The organism is Amycolatopsis albidoflavus, from assembly GCF_039525725.1.
Taxonomy (GTDB): Bacteria; Actinomycetota; Actinomycetes; order Mycobacteriales; family Pseudonocardiaceae; genus Amycolatopsis; species Amycolatopsis albidoflava.
The window spans coordinates 48,214-66,334 of sequence record NZ_BAAAHV010000015.1 but is presented as its reverse complement, the minus strand read 5'-3'; the positions used below and the strand labels follow the sequence as shown (position 1 = coordinate 66,334).

General features: G+C 69.5%; 18 protein-coding genes. 10 read left to right on the top strand and 8 right to left on the bottom strand.

The features are described from left to right. Positions 1-301 precede the first annotated feature (301 nt). From ABD156_RS24945 to ABD156_RS24935, 3 genes are read left to right on the top strand one after another with little or no spacing between them, the layout of a single operon-like run. A complete protein-coding gene (locus ABD156_RS24945) occupies positions 302-1,663 on the top strand; it encodes an amidase (RefSeq protein WP_344278322.1) in 1,362 nt (453 codons plus the stop codon). Continuing rightward, positions 1,660-2,838: an MFS transporter gene (locus tag ABD156_RS24940; RefSeq protein WP_344278319.1), complete on the top strand. Its 1,179-nt coding sequence runs from the start codon at positions 1,660-1,662 to the stop codon at positions 2,836-2,838. Before ABD156_RS24945 ends, ABD156_RS24940 begins: the two co-directional genes overlap by 4 nt. A 37-nt stretch (positions 2,839-2,875) precedes the next feature. After that, positions 2,876-3,550: a FadR/GntR family transcriptional regulator gene (locus ABD156_RS24935; protein WP_344278316.1), complete on the top strand. Its 675-nt coding sequence runs from the start codon at positions 2,876-2,878 to the stop codon at positions 3,548-3,550. Here the strand turns inward: ABD156_RS24935 and ABD156_RS24930 are convergent. Then, positions 3,547-3,930: a hypothetical protein gene (locus ABD156_RS24930; protein WP_344278313.1), complete on the bottom strand. Its 384-nt coding sequence runs from the start codon at positions 3,928-3,930 to the stop codon at positions 3,547-3,549. The genes ABD156_RS24935 and ABD156_RS24930 overlap by 4 nt on opposite strands. Positions 3,931-3,966: 36 nt before the next feature. Between ABD156_RS24930 and ABD156_RS24925 the strand changes: the two genes are divergently transcribed. The 5 genes from ABD156_RS24925 to ABD156_RS24905 all read left to right on the top strand — a co-directional run bounded on the left by ABD156_RS24925 (position 3,967) and on the right by ABD156_RS24905 (position 8,722). Further along, positions 3,967-4,356 (top strand): hypothetical protein, encoded by a 390-nt coding sequence (locus ABD156_RS24925; RefSeq protein ID WP_344278310.1) that lies wholly within the window; start codon positions 3,967-3,969, stop codon positions 4,354-4,356. A gap of 286 nt (positions 4,357-4,642) precedes the next feature. Beyond that, entirely contained in the window at positions 4,643-5,395 is a 753-nt protein-coding gene (locus tag ABD156_RS24920; protein ID WP_344278308.1) for an SDR family oxidoreductase, read from the top strand. Next, on the top strand, positions 5,392-6,165 hold the full coding sequence (locus ABD156_RS24915; protein WP_344278305.1) for an SDR family oxidoreductase: 774 nt from the start codon (positions 5,392-5,394) through the stop codon (positions 6,163-6,165). The genes ABD156_RS24920 and ABD156_RS24915 overlap by 4 nt, the downstream gene beginning before the upstream one ends. 54 nt (positions 6,166-6,219) lie before the next feature. Beyond that, complete coding sequence (locus ABD156_RS24910; protein ID WP_344278302.1) at positions 6,220-7,536, top strand: MFS transporter; 1,317 nt, start codon at positions 6,220-6,222, stop codon at positions 7,534-7,536. A gap of 199 nt (positions 7,537-7,735) precedes the next feature. Continuing rightward, positions 7,736-8,722: a chitinase gene (locus tag ABD156_RS24905; protein ID WP_344278300.1), complete on the top strand. Its 987-nt coding sequence runs from the start codon at positions 7,736-7,738 to the stop codon at positions 8,720-8,722. Between the two features lie 1,025 nt (positions 8,723-9,747). Here ABD156_RS24905 and ABD156_RS24900 read toward each other — a convergent pair. Genes ABD156_RS24900 through fabG form a run of 7 tightly spaced genes read right to left on the bottom strand, consistent with a single transcriptional unit; the run spans position 9,748 to position 16,104 of the window. Beyond that, positions 9,748-10,290 (bottom strand): GrpB family protein, encoded by a 543-nt coding sequence (locus ABD156_RS24900; protein WP_344278297.1) that lies wholly within the window; start codon positions 10,288-10,290, stop codon positions 9,748-9,750. A 36-nt stretch (positions 10,291-10,326) separates the two neighbouring features. After that, positions 10,327-11,421 (bottom strand): acyl-CoA dehydrogenase family protein, encoded by a 1,095-nt coding sequence (locus ABD156_RS24895; protein WP_344278294.1) that lies wholly within the window; start codon positions 11,419-11,421, stop codon positions 10,327-10,329. Further along, complete coding sequence (locus tag ABD156_RS24890) at positions 11,418-12,596, bottom strand: acyl-CoA dehydrogenase family protein (RefSeq protein ID WP_344278291.1); 1,179 nt, start codon at positions 12,594-12,596, stop codon at positions 11,418-11,420. The genes ABD156_RS24895 and ABD156_RS24890 overlap by 4 nt, the downstream gene beginning before the upstream one ends. After that, a complete protein-coding gene (locus tag ABD156_RS24885; protein ID WP_344278288.1) occupies positions 12,593-13,816 on the bottom strand; it encodes an acyl-CoA dehydrogenase family protein in 1,224 nt (407 codons plus the stop codon). Before ABD156_RS24885 ends, ABD156_RS24890 begins: the two co-directional genes overlap by 4 nt. Beyond that, the gene (locus tag ABD156_RS24880; RefSeq protein WP_344278285.1) at positions 13,816-14,841 is read right to left on the bottom strand and encodes a phosphotransferase family protein; all 1,026 of its coding nucleotides are present in this window, start codon (positions 14,839-14,841) and stop codon (positions 13,816-13,818) included. The genes ABD156_RS24885 and ABD156_RS24880 overlap by 1 nt, the downstream gene beginning before the upstream one ends. Positions 14,842-14,875: 34 nt before the next feature. Next, positions 14,876-15,328, bottom strand: coding sequence for a MaoC family dehydratase (locus ABD156_RS24875; RefSeq protein WP_344278282.1), 453 nt, complete (start codon positions 15,326-15,328; stop codon positions 14,876-14,878). A gap of 5 nt (positions 15,329-15,333) precedes the next feature. Next, positions 15,334-16,104: a 3-oxoacyl-ACP reductase FabG gene (fabG, locus tag ABD156_RS24870; protein WP_116203018.1), complete on the bottom strand. Its 771-nt coding sequence runs from the start codon at positions 16,102-16,104 to the stop codon at positions 15,334-15,336. A 124-nt stretch (positions 16,105-16,228) separates the two neighbouring features. Between fabG and ABD156_RS24865 the strand changes: the two genes are divergently transcribed. Together ABD156_RS24865 and ABD156_RS24860 are read left to right on the top strand one after the other, a co-directional pair. Further along, complete coding sequence (locus ABD156_RS24865) at positions 16,229-17,407, top strand: sensor histidine kinase (RefSeq protein WP_344278279.1); 1,179 nt, start codon at positions 16,229-16,231, stop codon at positions 17,405-17,407. A gap of 10 nt (positions 17,408-17,417) precedes the next feature. Continuing rightward, entirely contained in the window at positions 17,418-18,080 is a 663-nt protein-coding gene (locus tag ABD156_RS24860) for a response regulator (RefSeq protein ID WP_344278276.1), read from the top strand. Positions 18,081-18,121: the final 41 nt, after the last annotated feature.

The window sequence follows — 18,121 nt, the reverse complement described above, 5'->3', positions numbered from 1 at the left end:
CAGGCCCTGAGCGCCAGGACATCCGATGTCTAGGAGACTATGCAGCAGGGCGCATCGGTCGTCAAGGAGTTCTCCGGGTGGTATCCGGAGGTGGGGAAGTGACTGTTAATCAAGGAATCGGGGGTGGATCTGCCCGGTGTTGGCGGAGGTCGCGAGAGGTTTCCCCGGCTGTCTGAGGTGAGCTGTACATCTGATCTTTGTTCGCCATGAGCGGCTCGCTGTCGCAGTCGGCTCGGTAAGGGTTGCCTAACACTGAAGCCTCGGTTACCGTCCAAGTCCTCAGATGACATGAGGAGTTGAGATGAGCGATCTGACGCTGGCCGAGCTGGCGGCGGCGGTACGGGCGCGCGAGGTGTCTCCGGTGGAGCTCACCGAGGAGTACCTGGCCCGGATCGACCGCGACAACGACCGGATCGGCGCTTACCTCGCCGTGGACCACGAGGGGGCGCTCGCGGCCGCGCGCGAGGCGGAGGCGCTGGTCCGGTCGGGCGCGCAGGACCTGCCGGTGTTGTGCGGGGTGCCGGTTTCGGTGAAGGACACGTGTCCGGTGAAAGGCCTCCGGTACACGGCGGGATCGGCGGTCTTCGCGGATCGGGTCGCCGAGGTGGACGCGGCGGTCGTGACGCAGTTGCGCCGGGCGGGCATGGTGGTGCTGGGCAAGACGAACGCGGCCGAGTTCGGCTGCTCCTCCTACACCGAGACGGTGTTCGGCCCGGCCCGCAATCCGCACGACCTCGCCCGTACCGCGGGCGGATCCAGCGGCGGGGCGGCCGCCTCGGTCGCGGCGGGACTTGCTCCGGCGGCGCACGGCAGCGACGGCGGCGGCTCGGTGCGGATCCCGGCCGCGTGCTGCGGTTTGGTGGGGATCAAGCCGACCAGAGGCAGAGTGAGCTCCGCACCCGGCCCGGATTCGGCCGGGCTCGCCACCGCGGGTCCGATCGCCCGCACGGTCGCGGATGCCGCACTGCTGCTGGACGCGATGAGTACCGCGCGCCCCGGCGACACCCACCAATTGCCTCCGGTGCCGGCCGGGCACTTCGCGAGCAGCGCCGAGCGCGACCCCGGCCGGCTGCGGATCGGCGTGCTCCGGGGACCGGAGAGCGACGACCCGTGGTGCCGGCGGGCGTGCGAAGACACCGTCGCGCTGCTAGCGGATCTGGGACACGACGTGGCGTACGCCGAGCCGACGGATCCGGACGACTATCGCGAGGAGTTCGCCGTCGTGTGGTCGCTGCTCGCCTGCTCGGTGCCGGTTCCCGCCGAGCGGGAGCAGGACCTGCTGCCGCTGACCCGCTGGCTGCGGGAGAAGGCCCGGGGCTACGACGCGGTGACGTTCATGTCCGCGCTGGTGTCGATGCAGGCCGCCGCTCGCCGGATCGCCTCCCGCTACGACCGGTTCGACGTGGTCGTCAGTTCCGCCACGGCCGCGTTGCCGCCGCTGGTGGGCGGTCTCGTCGACGACGATCCCGCGCAGACCTTCGAGAACATGCTGGAGTTTCATCCGCTGACCCCGCTGGCCAACATCACCGGCCAGCCGTCGCTGACCGTCCCGGCGCTCCGGACTCCCGGCGGGCTGCCCGTCGGCGTGCTGCTCACCGGACGCTACGGCGCCGAGGCGACCCTCATTTCCGTTGCGGCACAACTGGAGAGGGCGAAGCGATGAAGAAGGCCCAACTGGGTTTCCTGACCGGGACCCATGTCGTCAACGACCTGTACCAAGGGGCAGTGCCCGCGCTGCTGCCGTTCATGATGAGCGAGCGCCACTACAGTTACGCGGCGGTGTCCGGAATCGCTTTGGCCGCAACGGGTTTGTCCAGTGTGGTGCAACCGGTGTTCGGGATGATCGTGGACCGGTCCGGGCGCTCCTGGCTGGCGCCGCTCGGTTTCCTCGTGGCCGCCGCCGGGATCGCCGGAGCCGGTTTCGCGGACGGGTACCTGGCCACGTGGATCTGCGTCGCCATCGCCGGAATCGGGGTGGCCGCTTACCATCCGCCCGCCACCAATCAGGCCCGTGCGGCGGGCGGCAGGTCGCAGCGGGCCATGAGCCTGTTCTCGGTGGGCGGCACGCTGGGCAGTTCGCTCGCTCCCGCGCTCGTCACCGCGGTCGTCGGTTCGCTCGGCCTTTCGGGGACTTATTTGCTGGCGATCCCGGCTGTGGTGATGGCGTTGCTGTGGCTGCTCAATCGTCGCAATGCGCTTGGCGTCACCGGAAGCGCGGCTAGTGAGTCCACTGTAGACATCTCGGATGACTGGCGGGCCTTCGGCAGGCTGGTCGCGGCGACTGTCGGGTGGTCGATCCCTTACGTGACAGTGAGTTCGCTGCTTTCGCTGTACGCGATTCGCGAACTGCACGCCTCGACCGCCGCCGCGGCGGTCACGCTGACCTCGTTCACGCTGGCCGGTGCCGCGGGCACTGTGCTCGGCGGGTGGCTCGGCGACCGGTTCGGCCGCTTGACGCCGATCAGGGCCGGGTACCTCCTTGGCGTTCCGGCGCTGGCCGGAGTGGTGCTCAGCCCGAGCTATCCCGTGCTGGAACTCAGCACCGTGCTGCTGGGGCTGGCGATGTTCCTGCCGTTCGCCAACCAGGTGACCCTCGCGCAGGACTACCTGCCCACGAGGCCCGGCACCGCCAGCGGGCTGACTCTCGGCCTGGCCATGTCGGTCGGCGGGCTGACCTCGCCGCTGTTCGGCTGGCTGGCCGACTCCGAGGGGTTGCGGTTCACCCTCGGCTCGGTGCTCGCGGTGTTCTGCGTCGCCGTGCTGTTCGGCATCCGGCTGCGCGACCGCGTCCTGCCTGTTCAGCCGTCTTTGGATTCATCTGAGGAGCTGGTGACCTGATAGATTGCCGGACGCCAGGCGGAGAGAGGAATGCGACATGACGGTCCGGTCGGTGCAGCGAACCTCCTTGGTCGACGCGGCGACGGCGGAGCTGCGCAGGCTGATCGGCGAGGGCGAGTGGCCGGTCGGGGCCAAACTGCCCAACGAGGTCGAGTTGAGCAAGCTGCTCGGCGTCGGCCGGTCCACCGCGAGGGAGGCGGTCCGGGCTCTGATCTCCGCCGGTCAGCTGTACTCCCAGCAGGGCTCGGGCACCTACGTCGCCTCGGCCACCCCACTGTCCGATTTGGACCGGAAGCTGCGCACGGCCGCGGCGATCGACGTGTACGAGGTCCGCGTCGCGCTGGAAGTCGAGGCGGGCAGCCTGGCCGCGACCCGCCGCACCGCCGCCGACCTCAAGGCGCTCCGCGAGGCACTGGCGGCTCGCGACCGGGCCGGTTCGCTCCCCGAACTGCTCGACGCCGACCTCGCCTTCCACCGGGCAGTCGTGCTGGCCGCGCACAACCCGGTGCTGATCGACGTGTTCGACTCCTTCCTGGACGCCATGCGCGCGGTCTCCGCCGACGTCACCACCCTGGACGCCGCCGAGGTGAGCATGGACGAGCTGCACGAGGCCCACCACGGCCTCCTAGCCGCGATCGAGGCCGGTGACGCGGAGGCCGCCGCGCTGGCTACTCGCCGCAACGTCGAGCGCACCCTGGACCAGTTGCGCTAGGGGCGGCGCAGTGGTCCTGCGACTGTCTTTGAACGGTCTCGCGGGAGCCAGGACTGCGAATAGATCAGAACGGCGAAGACAATGAGGCCGCAGATTCCGACCAGGAATTTCGTCTCGTCGGGCACGATTCGCAGGTTAAGCGCGATGTAGAGGAAGGCGAGAAGGCCGACGAGGAAACGCCGGATGTCGCTGCGCTGGTTGTCGAGAGTAACCGCGACCACGCCGATTGCCAGGGGCGCGAGCATGACGAATACCCGTTGCGTGTCGGTGGCGACCATTCGTCCGGCGAGGCAGCAGAGTGCCAGGTGGCTGCTGGATACGAGCAGCGGGTTGATCGGGCCTCGCTGACTACCTCGTGATCGTGTACCTTCCTTTTTCATTATTGGATTGCTGAGGCCAGTAGGAGGAGGGTTGCTGTGCGGCCGATCATAGTGCTTTTGTGCGACCCGGATACGCGCAAGAAACTTGAGGCTCGATTGCGCGGAGCGGGACTCTATAAGAATGGTGAAATTTTCGACCATCTCTTGGCGGGAGACTGTAGTTTCGGCGTCGATTTCTCCGATGACGTTCTGGATGATTACTACGACTATGAGAAATCGGAACTCGTCGAACGATTCGGGTCGGTCGCGCCGGTCGCTATCGAGTATTCGAAGGTTTCGTGCATTCGCCCGCTCCTGCAGGTTGTGCTGAGCGGTCTCTCCGGCCTTGTGGACACGGATTTCGACGAGCTCATAGAATTCGAAGAGGTCCTCGCGAGATTTTCTCGAGATCCCGATTGGGACTGGGCTAAGAGCAAAGCGGATTGACTGCGTTTCGTCCAGTTGCTCGATGTCGGATGCGGTGATATCGCCGAGTTGGCGTTGTGGAGGGTTCGGGCGAGCGCTGCTTCGGCTGGAGTGTCGAGGCTGTCTCGGCAGACCTCGGTCGCGGACGACGCGGTCCCGGCGGATACGCACGGTCGACCCCGTTGACTCGCCGTGTTGTGACCGCCGATGTCGCCTCCCGCGGTTGCATTCGGGAGCCGCGCCGTTATCCTGCGACTAAGCAACCGCTTAGCGATAGCTGTCCAGCGGCGGACAAGGAGACGGTGTGGTGGAGTCGTTCAAGGATCGCGTTGCCCTGGTCACCGGGGCCAGCCGAGGGATCGGGCTGGCCATCGCGAAGGGGCTTGTCGAGCGCGGGGCCAAGGTGGTCATCACCGCGCGCAAGCCGGAGCCGCTCGCTGAGGCCGTTGAGCAGCTCGGCGGGCCGGACGTCGCGGTCGCGGTGCCCGGCAAGGCCGACGACGCCGCGCACCAGCAGGAGGCGGTCGCCGCCGCGGTCGAGAAGTTCGGCAGTCTCGACATGCTGGTCAACAACACCGGCATCAACCCGGTTTACGGCCCGATGGTGGACATCGACCCGGCCGCGGCGGCCAAGATCTTCGCGGTGAACGTGGTCGCGCCGCTGTCGTGGATCCGCGTCGCGCGGGACGCGTGGATGGGCGAGCACGGCGGGTCGGTGGTCAACGTCGCCTCGATCGCGGGCATCCGCACCTCGCCGGGCATCGGGATGTACGGCGTCAGCAAGGCCGCGCTGATCCGGCTCACCCAGGAACTCGGCGGCGAACTCGGGCCGAAGATCCGGGTGAACGCGGTGGCTCCGGCGGTGGTCAAGACGCAGTTCGCGACCGCGCTTTACGAGGGTCGCGAAGAAGAGGTCGCGGCGGCGTATCCGCTGAAGCGGCTCGGCGTGCCGGAGGACATCGCGGGCGCGGTGGCGTTCCTGCTGTCCGGCGAAGCGGGCTGGATGACCGGGCAGACGGTCGTTCTCGACGGCGGCGTGACGCTCGGCGGCGGTCTGTGAGCGCCGGGGTCGTCATCACCGGCGGTGGCGGCGGGATCGGGGCGGCGCTGGCGCGTCGGTTCGCGGCGGACGGTGCTCGCATCGTCGTCGCGGACCTTGACGGCGACCGCGCGGCCGAAGTCGCGGCGGAGGTCGGCGGTACGGCGTTCGCCGGTGACGTGGCAAGCGAATCCGGCGTGGCGGACCTGATCGCCGCGGCCCGTGAAACGCTCGGTGACATCGACATTTTCTGTGCCAACGCCGGGGTAGCGCCGTTCGGCGACGCCAATGCCGACGAGGACGCGTGGTCGCTGGCGTGGGACGTGAACGTGATGGCGCACGTCCGCGCGGCCCGGCTGCTGCTGCCGGAGTGGCTGGAGCGCGGCGAGGGCCGATTCATCGCGACGGTGTCCGCGGCGGGCGTGCTCACCAGCCTTGGCTCGGCGCCGTATTCGGTGACCAAGCACGGCGCGCTGGCGTTCGCGGAATGGCTGTCTGCCACCTATCGGCATCGCGGGATCAGCGTGCACGCGATCTGCCCGCAGGGGGTGCGCACCGCGATGCTGGAGGAGACCGGAGAACGCGGCAAACTGCTGATGGGCGCGTCCGCGATCGACCCGCCGCAGGTGGCTGACGCGCTGTTCGCCGCCATCGCCGAGAACCGGTTCCTGGTGCTGCCGCACGCCGAGGTCGCCGACTTCTACGCCTTGCGCGCCACCCAAACCGACCGCTGGCTCGGCGGGATGAACAAGCTGCAGCGCAAAATGGAGGAACTGCCCGGCGACGCGTGACCCGATACCCTCCCTCGGGCGGCACGGGGCCGCAGGGGAGCACAGGGAGCCGGAATGACCGCACCCGCGCGGGCCGACGTGTCGCGCATCGCCACCGCCAGTTTCATCGGCACCGCCATCGAGTTCTACGATTTCTACATTTACGGAACCGCGGCGGCGCTGGTGTTCGGGAAGGTGTTCTTTCCGACGTTCTCCTCGACCGCCGGGGTGCTGGCCTCGCTCGGCACCTTCGCGGTCGGTTTCGTCGCGCGCCCGGTCGGCGCGGTCCTTTTCGGACACTGGGGCGACCGGATCGGCCGCAAGTCCATGCTGGTCACGTCTTTGCTGGTGATGGGACTGTCCACAGTGGCCGTCGGACTGGTCCCGGGGTACGGCACGCTCGGCCTCTGGTCGCCGATTCTGCTGGTAGTGCTGCGTTTCGTGCAGGGCATCGGCCTCGGCGGGGAATGGGGCGGCGCGGTGCTGATGTCGACCGAGTACGCGCCGCCGGGGAAGCGCGGGCTGTACTCGGCGTTCCCGCAGCTCGGTCCGGCCATCGGATTCGTGCTGGGCAACCTGCTGTTCCTGGTGCTGGACGCGGTGCTCCCGACGGCCGAGTTCCTGTCCTGGGGCTGGCGGCTGCCGTTCCTGTTCTCCGCGGTGCTGCTGGCCGTCGGGTTCTACATCCGGATCAAGATCGCCGAGACGCCGGTTTTCCAGGCTGCTTTGGACAAGGCCGAACAGGCGAAAGTCCCGCTGTTCGAACTGCTCCGGAAACAGCCGCGGGTTTTGGTGCTGTCGACGTTGTCGTTCGTGCTCGCGCACGCGCTTTTCTATACTGTCACGACGTTCTGCCTTTCGATGGCGACGACCACCCTCGGCATCCCGCGCACGACTGTCCTGATCGGCCTGCTCATCGCGGCCACGGTGATGGGCGTGGCGACGCTGGTGTTCGCGATGAAGTCCGACCAGTGGGGCCGCCGGCGGCTGAGCGCGGCGGCCGCGGTGTCCGTGGTGGTGTGGGCGTTTCCGCTGTTCGCCTTGCTGCAGACGGGAAATCCGGTGCTGCTGACGCTCGGGTTCGTCGGCGGCCTGGCGTGTTTCGCGATGCTGTACGGGCCGATGGGCGCGTTCCTGCCGGAGCTGTTCCGGGTGCGGTACCGGTATTCCGGCGCGTCGATCGCGTACAGCCTCGCCGGGGTGATCGGCGGCGGGGTCGTGCCGTTGATTTCGACAAACCTCTGGGCGTCGACGGGTTCGACGGTGCCGGTTTCGCTGGTGCTGGTCGCGCTCGGGGTGCTCAGTTTCCTGTGTGTTCTCGGCTTGCCGGAAACCCGGGACCACGACTTCTCCGACGGGCTCGGCGACGAGACCGCCGCCGGCCGCACCTGACGTTCGGCCCCACCCGGCCGGGGGACAAACCTGGCGCGGCACACCGTTTCCGGCCCGGTGCGCCGTTCGGGCTGCGGCTCTTGACACGCTGATTTGGTCTAGTCCAGTGTGTGACGGCACCCTTCCGGGTGCACTCCTCCCGGGTTGATCCCGCCGCCTCAAACCGGAGGTGTTCCGTGGTGCTCGTGGGAGGAACACGATGAAATCAGTGCGTCGGCTGGCCGCGCTCGCGGCGGCGGCAGGGGCGGCTCTCGCGACCGCGGCCGGGGTGGCCACGGCCGCACCCGAGCCCGCGTCCGTTCCGCGGCTCGCGGCCGCTCCGGACCCGGTTCTCGCTTCGCCGTACCTGTACCAGTGGGCGGGGCAGACCAGCGCGTCGGCGGCGATGTCCGCGACCGGGATCAAGACGTTCACGCTCGCGTTCATGCTGTCCGACGGCTCGTGCAACCCGAAATGGGACGGCGACCGTTCGCTGACCGGTTCGGACAAAACCCTGATCAAGAGCATCCGCGACGCGGGCGGCGACGTCATCCCGTCCTTCGGCGGCTGGTCCGGCACGAAACTGGGCGCGAAATGCTCGTCGGCCAGCGCGCTGGCTGGGGCGTACCAGAAGGTGATCGACGCGTACGGGCTCAAGGCGATCGACCTCGACATCGAGAACACCGACGAGTTCGAGAACGCGACCGTGCAGGACCGGATCCTGAACGCGGTCAAGATCACGAAGCAGAAGAACCCGGGCGTGCGCGTCGTGATCACCATCGGGACCGAGACGTCCGGCCCGAACGACTGGGGCAAGCGGCTGATCAAGCAGGCGAAGGCGATCGGCGCGCCGGTGGACGTGTGGTCGGTGATGCCGTTCGACTTCTCCAGCGGCGGCGACATGGCGGGCAAGACGAAGTCCGCGGTGGACGGTCTCGTGGGCCAGCTGAAGTCGACCTTCGGCTGGGACAGCGCCACGGCGTACCGGCACGCGGGCCTGTCGTCGATGAACGGCAAGACGGACAACGCGGGCGAGGTCGTCTCGGTGGCGGACTTCACCGCGATCCGCGACTACGCGGCCGGCCATCACCTGGGCCGCTTCACCTTCTGGGCGACCAACCGGGACTGCTCGGGCGGCGGGGAGTGCAGCGGAATCTCGCAGCCGAAGTACGCGTTCACGAAGATCGTGGCCGGGTACCACGGCTGATTCGGCTCAGACCTGGGCTGGTCGGCCTGGCCTGGCTGGCCTGGTTTGGACAGGCTGACCCGACCTGACGAGACCTGGCCTGGCTGGCCTGGCTAGGAGGAGGCCGACCCGACCTGGCGGGGCTGGCCGGGCGGGGTTGACCTGGCCGGGCGGGGTCGACCTGACCTGGAGAGGCTGACCCGACCGGACGGGGCCGACCTGGTCAGGCTGACCGGGCTGGGCCGACCTGATCTGACCGGGCCTAGCTGGGCCGTTCTGGCGGGGCCAGGCAGGGGCCGACCTGGCCGGGCGGGGTCGGCCTGGCGAGGTTGACCGGGCTGGGCTGACCTGATCGGGGTCTGGCTGGGCCGCATTGACCGGGCTTGGCTGGGCCGTTCTGGCGGGGCCAGGCAGGGGCCGACCTGGCCGGGCGGGGTCGGCCTGGCGAGGTTGACCGGGCTGGGCTGACCTGATCGGGGTCTGGCTGGGCCGCATTGACCGAGCCTGGCAGGGCCGTTCTGGCGAGGTGAGGCAGGGGCCGACCTGGCCGGGCGGGGTCGGCCTGGCGAGGTTGACCGGGCTTGGGCGACTTGACCGGGCCTGGCTGGGCCGTCCTGGCGGGGACGGGCCAACCCAACCCGACCTGCCCCGACCCGGTCTGAGCCCGCGTTTGAGCTTGGCGACGAGGCCGCCGTTCCGAGGGGTGCGGCCTCGTCGTCACCTGCCAGGAGACCCGGTCAGCCGGGGAACCTGGCAGCGGCGGGTCCCTACGCGGCGGCTTCGCGTCAGAAAGTCGCTTGCGGGGGCAGCAGGAACGACCGAACTGGAGCGGACCAGACGATTCGCGCCGCAGCCAGCCTCCCGCACGGAGCACGGCTGGGCAGCAGCCACAGGCCCCCGCGCCGTGGTCGTTCCAGGATGAAGAGGCCCGGGGTACGAACGTGGCGCAAGGAAGCCGGTCACGGTCGCGCGGTGGGGGCGCGACCGTGCCGGGTCCGACGTGGCTCGAACGGCAAGACCGGTACCGGCCGCCGCGGATGGCCCCATCAGCCGCCCAGCGCTCGCCGCACGAAGTCCGTCTTTCCAGCGGTGTATTCCTCCCGATCGGTCACCTCCCCGGCCAGTCGCCGCTTCACCTCGGCATACTCCTCAGCCAACCCCGGATCCGCCCGCAGAGCGTCCCGGAATTTCAGCTGTGCTTGCCACCTCGGATGTCCCTCCGGAAGCAGATGCAGATGCGCCACCCGCCGCCGTCCCGCCGCGTCCGGCAGGACGAAGAACCGTCGCCATGGCGCGGCGACATCCAGCTCCGGCGGCACAAAACACCACCCGCCCGCGGAAAGCACCGGCACTACCGCCGAGACTGTTTCCGTTGAGAGATCCCGCATCGAGGCCATCACGTCGAGCACCGGTTTGGCCGCCAAACCGGGCACCGCTGTCGAGCCGACGTGCTCTACCTGTCCAGCGGCAAGCCATGGAGAGAGCAGTCGCGTGAGCTCCGCGCACAATGCGGAGCCCCGCGACGCCCACGTCGGGTCCGGGGGATGGACTTCAGGCCGCTCATAGGCCCAATCCGGGGTAACGGACATGCCAGCCACCGTAACCCCGGCCACCGACAAAAAACGTCAAGCAGGCAGATCCACCAGATCAGCCAGCCGAGCCCGATGCCGCCCCGGCGTGCCGAACGCGATCTGATCGCTCTTGGCCCGCTTGAGATAAAGATGCGCCGGATGTTCCCACGTCATCCCGATCCCGCCGTGCAGCTGAACAGCTTCCTCGGCCGCGCGCACCGCGATCGGCGACACCCGTGCCTGCGCGACTGCCACCGCGATCGGCACGTCGTTCCCGGTCGCCAGCGCATCCGCCGCGTACCGGGCCGTCGCGCGCGCGTTCACCAGTTCCGTGTACAGGTTCGCCAACCGGTGCTTCAGCGACTGAAAACCCCCGACCGGACGGCCGAATTGGTACCGCCCCTTCAGATAAGTCACAGTCTCGGTCAACGCCCACTCGGTGATCCCGGTTTGCTCCGAAGCCAGCAGCCCGGCCGCGGTGGTCAAAGCGGCCTCCAAAGCCTCCGCAGCGGCCGAGCCAGTGCAAATCACCTGTGCCGCAGCGGAATCCAGGGTCACATCGGCCACCCGCCGCGTCAGGTCCAGCGACACGGCCTCGGTCACGGTCGCCGCGGAAGCGTCCACGGCGTAAAGGCCAGGGCCAGCAGGACCGACAGCCGGAACGATCAGCAGATCGGCGACCGAAGCATCGGCCACTGTGGACACTCGCCCGGTCAAGGTTCCGTCGAGAAAAGAAACCGCGGCAGGGAAAGCGGAACCCGGAGCAGTCGACAAAGGCACCGCCAGCGCGCCGATCACCGAGCCGGAAGCGAGCTGGGGCAGCAGCTCCGAGCCCGCGGCCAGCAACGCGGCAGTCGCGAGCACCGCACTGCCCAGATAAGGCACCGGCGCGACGCTCCGGCCCAGTTCCTCCATGACGACCGCGACCTCGCGCGTCGAAGCCCCGTGTCCGCCAAGGGATTCCGGCACCATCAGCCCGGCCGTGCCGAGATCGGCGGCCAGGGTCTTCCACAGGGCGAGGTCGTACGGCGCGTCCGTCTCGACCCGCGCCAGCAGAGCCGTCGGCCCGGCGCGGTCGGTCAGCAGCGCCCGCACCGAGGACCGCAGGTCCTCTTCCACCTCCGAGTACAGCAGGTCCGGCGTGCTCATCGCGGCAGGTCCTTCCAGGCGACGTCCTTGTCCACCCGCGGCTCGGACGGCAGCCCCAGCACGCGTTCGGAGATGATGTTCCGCAGCACCTCCGAGGTACCGCCTTCGATCGAGTTTCCCTTGGCGCGCAAGTACCGGTACCCGGCGTCGCGGCCGAAGAAGTCGACCTGTTCCGGACGGCGCATCGTCCAGTCGCTGTAGCGCAGGCCCTCCTCGCCGAGCAGTTCCAGCTCCAGCCCGGACAGCTCCTGGTTCAGCTCGGCGAACGCCACCTTCATCGCCGAACCCTCCGGGCCGGGCGCGCCGACCGCGAGCTGCTGCCGCTGCCGCTCTCCGGCCAGCCGCAGCGATTCGGCTTCGACCCAATGCTGCACGAGCCGGTCGCGCAGTTCCGGCGTCCGCAGTTCGGGACGGTCCCGCCAGGTCTTCGCGACGAGCCCGATCATGCCGCCCTCGCGCGGCATCGCGGTGCCGCCGATCGCGACGCGCTCGTTCATCAGCGTCGTCTGCGCGACCTTCCAGCCCTCGCCGACCGCGCCGATTCGCTGCGAGTCCGGAATCCGCACCTCAGTAAGGAAAACCTCGTTGAACTCCGCCTCGCCGGTGATCTGCCGCAGCGGCCGGACCTCGACCCCGGGCGCGGTCATGTCGCACAGGAAGTACGTCATGCCCTGATGTTTCGGCACGTCCGGGTCGGTGCGGGTGACGAGGATGGCCCACTGCGCGAGATGCGCGCTGGACGTCCACACCTTCTGCCCGGTCACGACCCAGTCGTCGCCGTCTCGGACCGCGCGCGTGGCCAGCGCGGCGAGGTCGGAACCCGCGCCGGGTTCGCTGAACAGCTGGCACCACACCTCCTCGCCGGTCCACAGTGGACGGAGGTAGCGCTTCTTCTGCTCCTCGGTGCCGAACGCGAGGATCGTCGGCGCGGCCATGCCGAGCCCGATCAGGATCCGGCGCGGGTTGTTGTCCGGTGCGCCAGCGGCGGCGAACGCGGCCTCGACCTCGCCCTGCAACGCACGCGGAGCGCCTTGCCCGCCAAGGCCTTCAGGGAAATGCACCCAGGCGAGCCCGGCGTCGAAGCGAGCGCGCAGGAAGTCCACTGTGGACAACGAAGAAGGATCATGCGCGGCAAGGAAAGCGGCGACCTGCGCCCGCAGTTCCTCGGCGGTCACTTGCCCGCCTCCGTCCGGTACTTCTTCAGCTCGCGCCGCGCCAGCGACCGCTTGTGCACCTCGTCCGGACCGTCGGCGAGCCGCAGCGTGCGCACCCCGGCCCAGATCTCCGCCAGCGGGAAGTCCTGCGAAACGCCGCCCGCGCCGTGCGCCTGGATCGCCTTGTCCAGGATCCATTCGACGGCCAGCGGAGTGGAGATCTTGATCGCCTGGATCTCGGTGTGCGCGCCCTGGTTGCCGACGGTGTCCATCAGCCACGCGGTCTTCAGCACCAGCAACCGCTGCTGTTCGATCCGCACGCGCGCCTCGGCGATCCAGTCCTGCACCACGCCCGAATCAGCGATCGGACGGCCGAACGTTTCGCGCGACAACGTACGGCGGCACATCGCCTCCAGCGCCCGCTCCGCCATGCCGATCGCGCGCATGCAGTGGTGGATGCGGCCGGGCCCGAGGCGGGCCTGCGCGATGGCGAACCCGGAACCCTCGTCGGCGATCAGGTTTTCCGCCGGCACCCGCACGTCCTCGAACAGCACCTCGGCGTGCCCGCCGTGATCACCGTCGGTGTAGCCGAACACCTGCATGCCGCGCACGACGGTCAGGCCCGGAGTGTCGCGTGGGACCAGGATCATGCTCTGCTGCTTGTGCGCCGGCGCGTCCGGATCGGTCTTGCCCATGACGATGAAGACCTTGCAGTTCGGGTTCATCGCGCCGGTGATGTACCACTTGCGCCCGTTGATCACGTACTCGTCGCCCTCGAGGCGGATGCTCGTCGCGATGTTGCGCGCGTCCGACGACGCCACGTCGGGTTCGGTCATCGCGAACGCGGAGCGGATCTCCCCGGCCAGCAACGGTTCCAGCCACTGCTTGCGCTGCTGCTCGCTGCCGAACATGGTCAGCACTTCCATGTTCCCGGTGTCCGGCGCGGCGCAGTTCACCGCGGCGGGCGCGAGGTGCGGGCTGCGGCCGGTGATCTCGGCGAGCGGCGCGTACTGCAGGTTGGTCAGCCCCGCGCCGTGGTCGCCGGGCAGGAAGAAGTTCCACAGCCCGCGCTTGCGTGCTTCGGCCTTCAGCTCGTCGACGACCGGCGGCGGCGACCACGGATCGGTGCGCGCGGCCAGCTGCTCGTGGAACACGGCCTCGGCGGGGTAGACGTGCGAATCCATGAATTCGAGCAGCTGCCCGCGCAGTTCCTCGGTACGGGCGTCGAACGCGAAGTCCATCAGTTCTCCTTGGTGAGCGTCTTGCTGCCCTGCTCGATCAGGGGGGCGACGGCGGCGCCGATCTGGTCGAAGCCCTCGCCGACGGTTTTGCCTTGCTGGAAACGGAAGTAGATGCCTTCGAGGATCACCGCGAGCTTGAAGTACGCGAAGCTCACGTACCAGTTCAGCGCGGACAGATCGCGGCCGGAACGCTGCGCGTAGCGGGCGATCGTCTCGTCGGTGTCCGGGTAGCCGGGCGCGCTGCTGGCGTTGGACACCATCGGCAGCGAGAGCTGGTCCCGCTGCGCGTAGGTGATCATCAGGCCGAGGTCGGTGAGCGGGTCGCCGAGCGTGGACATCTCCCAGTCCAGCACCGCGGTGATCCGGTCGTCCCCGTCGACGAGCACGTTGTCCAGCCGGTAGTCGCCGTGCACGATGGCGGGCGGTCCGGACGCCGGGATCGCCGCGGCGAGCTGGTCGTGCAGCCGGTCCGCGCCGGGCAGGTCGCGGCTGCGCGAACCGTCGAGCTGCTTCTTCCACCGGCGCAGCTGGCGTTCCAGAAATCCTTCCGGACGGCCGAAATCGCCGAGCCCGACCGCCTCCGGATCGACCGCGTGCAGGTCGACCAGCGTGTCCACCAGCGAATCGGCGATCGCCCTCGTGCGCTGCGGGCCGAGCTGCTCCAGCTCGTCGGCGGTCCGGTACGGCGTGCCCTCGACGAACTCCATCACGTAGAACTGCGCGCCGAGCACGTCCGCGTCTTCGCACAGCAGAACGGTTTCCGGCACCGGCACCGGAGTTCCGGCCAGCCCGCTCATCACGCGGAACTCGCGCCGCATGTCGTGCGCGGTCGGCAGCACGTGCCCGAGCGGCGGACGGCGCACGACCCAGCGCCGCGTGCCGTCCGTGACGAGATAGGTGAGGTTGGACCGCCCGCCCTGCACCACGTCCGCGGCGAGGGCGCCGGAGACGAGCCCGGGCCGCTCGCGGTCGAGATGGGCGCGCAGCCTCGCCAGATCGAGGCCGGGCGGGTCGGTTTCGGTCATCGGAAGGACTCCAGTTCGTGCGAGGTCAAGGGGTTCAGAGGATGAGCCGGGAAATCATCTCGGCGACGCAGGCGGGTTTGTCCTCGCCCTCGATTTCGACGGTCCAGCGCACGACGGCCTGTTTGCCGCCGGGCACGTCGGTCAGCTCGACCAGCTCGGCGGTCCCGCGCACCCGCGAGCCCACCTTCACCGGCTGCGGGAACCGCACCTTGTTGAGGCCGTAGTTGATGCCCATCTTCAGGCCCTCGACCCGGTAGATCTCCGGCAGGAACGACGGGATCAGCGACAGCGTGAGGAACCCGTGCGCGATGGTCGTGCCGAACGGGCCCGCTGCGGCCTTTTCGGCGTCGAGGTGGATCCACTGGTGGTCGCCGGTGGCGTCGGCGAACAGCTGCACCTGCTCCTGGGAGACGGTGTGCCATTCGCTCGTGCCCAAGGGCTTGCCGACCGCTTCGGCGAGTTCGGCGACGTCGGAGAACACGCGCATCGCGATCAGTCCTTCGGTCCGCCGGCGACGTAGATGACCTGGCCGGACACGAATCCCGCGCCCTCGCTGACCAGGAACGACGCGACGTTCGCGATGTCCTCGGGCGTGCCGACGCGCTGCACCGGGATCTGGGAGGCGGCCGCGGCCTTGAAGTCTTCGAAGCTCATGCCGACGCGCTCGGCGGTCGCCGCGGTCATGTCGGTGGCGATGAACCCGGGCGCGATCGCGTTGGCGGTGACGCCGAACTTGCCCAGTTCGATCGCCAGCGTCTTGGTGAAGCCCTGCATGCCCGCCTTGGCCGCGGAGTAGTTGACCTGCCCGCGGTTGCCCAGCGCGGAAGTGCTGGACAGGTTGACGATCCGGCCCCACTTCTCCTGTGTCTGGTACTTCTGCACCTCGCGGGTCATCAGGAACGAACCGCGCAGGTGCACGTTCAGCACCGAGTCCCAGTCCTGTTCGGTCATCTTGAACAGCAGGTTGTCGCGGGTGATGCCGGCGTTGTTGATCAGCACGGTCGGCGCGCCGAGCTCCTCGGCCACGCGGGTCACCGCGGCCTCGACCTGCCCGGCGTCGCTGACGTCCAGCGCGACGCCGACCGCGCGGCCGCCGTCGGCGACGATCGCCTCCGCGCCTTGCTTGACCCCGGCCTCGTCGAGGTCCAGCAGGCCGACGGCGAACCCGTCGGAAGCGAGGCGGCGGGCTACGGCGGCGCCGATGCCACGGCCGGCTCCGGTCACGATGGCCACACGGGAAGCGGTCACGGGGGATCTCCTCATCGTCGAGAAAGCGTTCGGCAGCGGCGCTAAGCGTACGCTTAGTACGAGAATTTCGCGAGACCTCGGAAGAGCGGTTCGCCGGGTGCGGCCGGAATGTCGGTCCCGGCGAGTAGGGTCGCCGCCGATGAAGATCACGAGCGCGCCCGTTGTCGCGGCGGGACGCGCGCTGGGGGAGACGGTCGCCGGAGGCGGCGGGCCGGCCGTCGCGCCCGGCCGGACGCACCAGGCGCTGACCGGGCTCGCGGCGGTCGTCGCCGGAGTGCTCGCGTTCTTTCCCGCCGACCGCGCGAACGAGGGCACGCGAGTGCTGGCGGCCGCGCTGACGATGTTCGCGGTCGGGCTCGCCCTGGTGCGTCCGCTGTGGGCCTGGCGGGTGCTGATCGTCGTCGTGGGCTGCGCGGACCAGCTGTACGGGATCCACGCCCGGTTCGGCTGGCCGTGGAGCGAGGGCCTCGCGTTCGCGGCGATCCCGGTGCTCGCCGCGGTCGGCCGCAACCACCGGCCGGGCGTGCTGGCGTGGGTCTGGCTGATCTCGACCGGGGTCAGCGCCCTGCTGGCGAACGTGCGCGGCGAGCTGGTCGTGATCTCCGTGCTGCTCGCGGTGCCGCTGGCGTTCGGCTGGCTGGTCTCGCGGCTGCGCGGCGCCGAACGCGACCTGGAAGCGGAGTCCACCCGCCGGGCGGTGCTGGAGGAGCGGGCCCGGATCGCCCGCGAGCTGCACGACGTGGTCGCGCACCACATGTCGGTGCTGGCCATGCGCGCGGATTCCGCCCGCTACCGGTTCCCCGGCCTCGACGACGGGCTGCGCGAGGAGTTCCAGTCGATCCAGGACACCGCTCGCAACGGGATGACCGAGATGCGCAGGCTGCTCGGGCTGCTGCGCGCCGGGCAAGCCGGCCAGGAGACCGAGCCCCAGCCGGGAGCCGAGCAGATCGGGCAGCTGGTGGAACGCGTCCGCGCGGCTGGCACCGAAGTGCGGTTCGACCTGCACGGAGATTGCCGCGGCCTGCCCGAGGGCGTCGGGTTGTCGGCCTACCGGATCGTCCAGGAAGGGCTCAGCAACGCGGTGCGGCACGCGCCTGGCGCACCGGTCGAGGTGGTGGTGCACGTCGGTCCGGGACAGCTGCGGCTCGTCGTGCGGGACACCGGCGCCGCCGCGAGCGCTCCGGAGGACACGGCGGGCCGGGAGAAGCACGGGCTGCTCGGGATGCGGGAACGGGCGGCGGCCCTCGGCGGTACGTTCTCGGCGGGACGACGGGACGGCGGCGGGTTCGAGGTCGTCGTGACCGTCCCGCTGGACTAGGGGGACAGCCATGGCGGTGACAGTGGTGATCGCCGACGACCAGACCATGGTCCGGCAGAGCTTTCGCGCGGTGCTGGACGCTCAGCCGGACATCGAGGTGATCGGCGAGGCGGCCACCGGGACCGAGGCGGTGGCCGCGTGCCGTGCGCTGCGCCCGGACCTGGTGCTGATGGACATCCGGATGCCGGACCTCGACGGGCTGGCCGCCACCCGGCTCGTCCTCGGCGACGGCCGCGACGCCGGGCCGCGCGTGCTCGTGCTGACCACGTTCGACGCCGACGAGTACGTCTACGGTGCGCTCAGCGCCGGTGCCAGCGGGTTCCTGCTGAAGGACTCCCCGCTGGACGACCTGGTCGTCGCGGTCCGGATGGTGGCCGCGGGCAACGCGCTGTTCGCGCCCGCGGTCACCCGCCGGGTGATCGAGGGGTTCGCCGGGACGCGGCCGCCGGCCCAGGACGTCGGCAGGCTGTCCGAGCTGACCGCGCGCGAACTCGAGGTGCTGCGGCTGATCGCGCGCGGACTGTCCAACGCGGACATCGCCGCGCAGCTGGTGATCGCGGAGCAGACCGCCAAGACGCACGTCAGCCGCGTGCTGGGAAAGCTCGGCGTCCGCGACCGCGCGCAGGCGGTGGTGCTGGCCTACGAGGCGAAGTTCGTGGTGCCGGGCCAGTGATACCCGGGTAGCACTCGCCGCGAGGGACGCTACCGGGGGAG

What these genes read in the sequence shown, in the direction of transcription:
- ABD156_RS24945 (WP_344278322.1), top strand. Translation starts at nt 302, where the DNA reads ATGAGCGATCTGACGCTGGCCGAGCTGGCGGCGGCGGTACGGGCGCGC.
- ABD156_RS24940 (WP_344278319.1), top strand. Translation starts at nt 1,660, where the DNA reads ATGAAGAAGGCCCAACTGGGTTTCCTGACCGGGACCCATGTCGTCAAC.
- ABD156_RS24935 (WP_344278316.1), top strand. Translation starts at nt 2,876, where the DNA reads ATGACGGTCCGGTCGGTGCAGCGAACCTCCTTGGTCGACGCGGCGACG.
- ABD156_RS24930 (WP_344278313.1), bottom strand. Translation starts at nt 3,930, where the DNA reads ATGAAAAAGGAAGGTACACGATCACGAGGTAGTCAGCGAGGCCCGATC.
- ABD156_RS24910 (WP_344278302.1), top strand. Translation starts at nt 6,220, where the DNA reads ATGACCGCACCCGCGCGGGCCGACGTGTCGCGCATCGCCACCGCCAGT.
- ABD156_RS24905 (WP_344278300.1), top strand. Translation starts at nt 7,736, where the DNA reads ATGAAATCAGTGCGTCGGCTGGCCGCGCTCGCGGCGGCGGCAGGGGCG.
- ABD156_RS24900 (WP_344278297.1), bottom strand. Translation starts at nt 10,290, where the DNA reads ATGTCCGTTACCCCGGATTGGGCCTATGAGCGGCCTGAAGTCCATCCC.
- ABD156_RS24895 (WP_344278294.1), bottom strand. Translation starts at nt 11,421, where the DNA reads ATGAGCACGCCGGACCTGCTGTACTCGGAGGTGGAAGAGGACCTGCGG.
- ABD156_RS24885 (WP_344278288.1), bottom strand. Translation starts at nt 13,816, where the DNA reads ATGGACTTCGCGTTCGACGCCCGTACCGAGGAACTGCGCGGGCAGCTG.
- ABD156_RS24880 (WP_344278285.1), bottom strand. Translation starts at nt 14,841, where the DNA reads ATGACCGAAACCGACCCGCCCGGCCTCGATCTGGCGAGGCTGCGCGCC.
- ABD156_RS24875 (WP_344278282.1), bottom strand. Translation starts at nt 15,328, where the DNA reads ATGCGCGTGTTCTCCGACGTCGCCGAACTCGCCGAAGCGGTCGGCAAG.
- fabG (WP_116203018.1), bottom strand. Translation starts at nt 16,104, where the DNA reads ATGAGGAGATCCCCCGTGACCGCTTCCCGTGTGGCCATCGTGACCGGA.
- ABD156_RS24865 (WP_344278279.1), top strand. Translation starts at nt 16,229, where the DNA reads ATGAAGATCACGAGCGCGCCCGTTGTCGCGGCGGGACGCGCGCTGGGG.
- ABD156_RS24860 (WP_344278276.1), top strand. Translation starts at nt 17,418, where the DNA reads ATGGCGGTGACAGTGGTGATCGCCGACGACCAGACCATGGTCCGGCAG.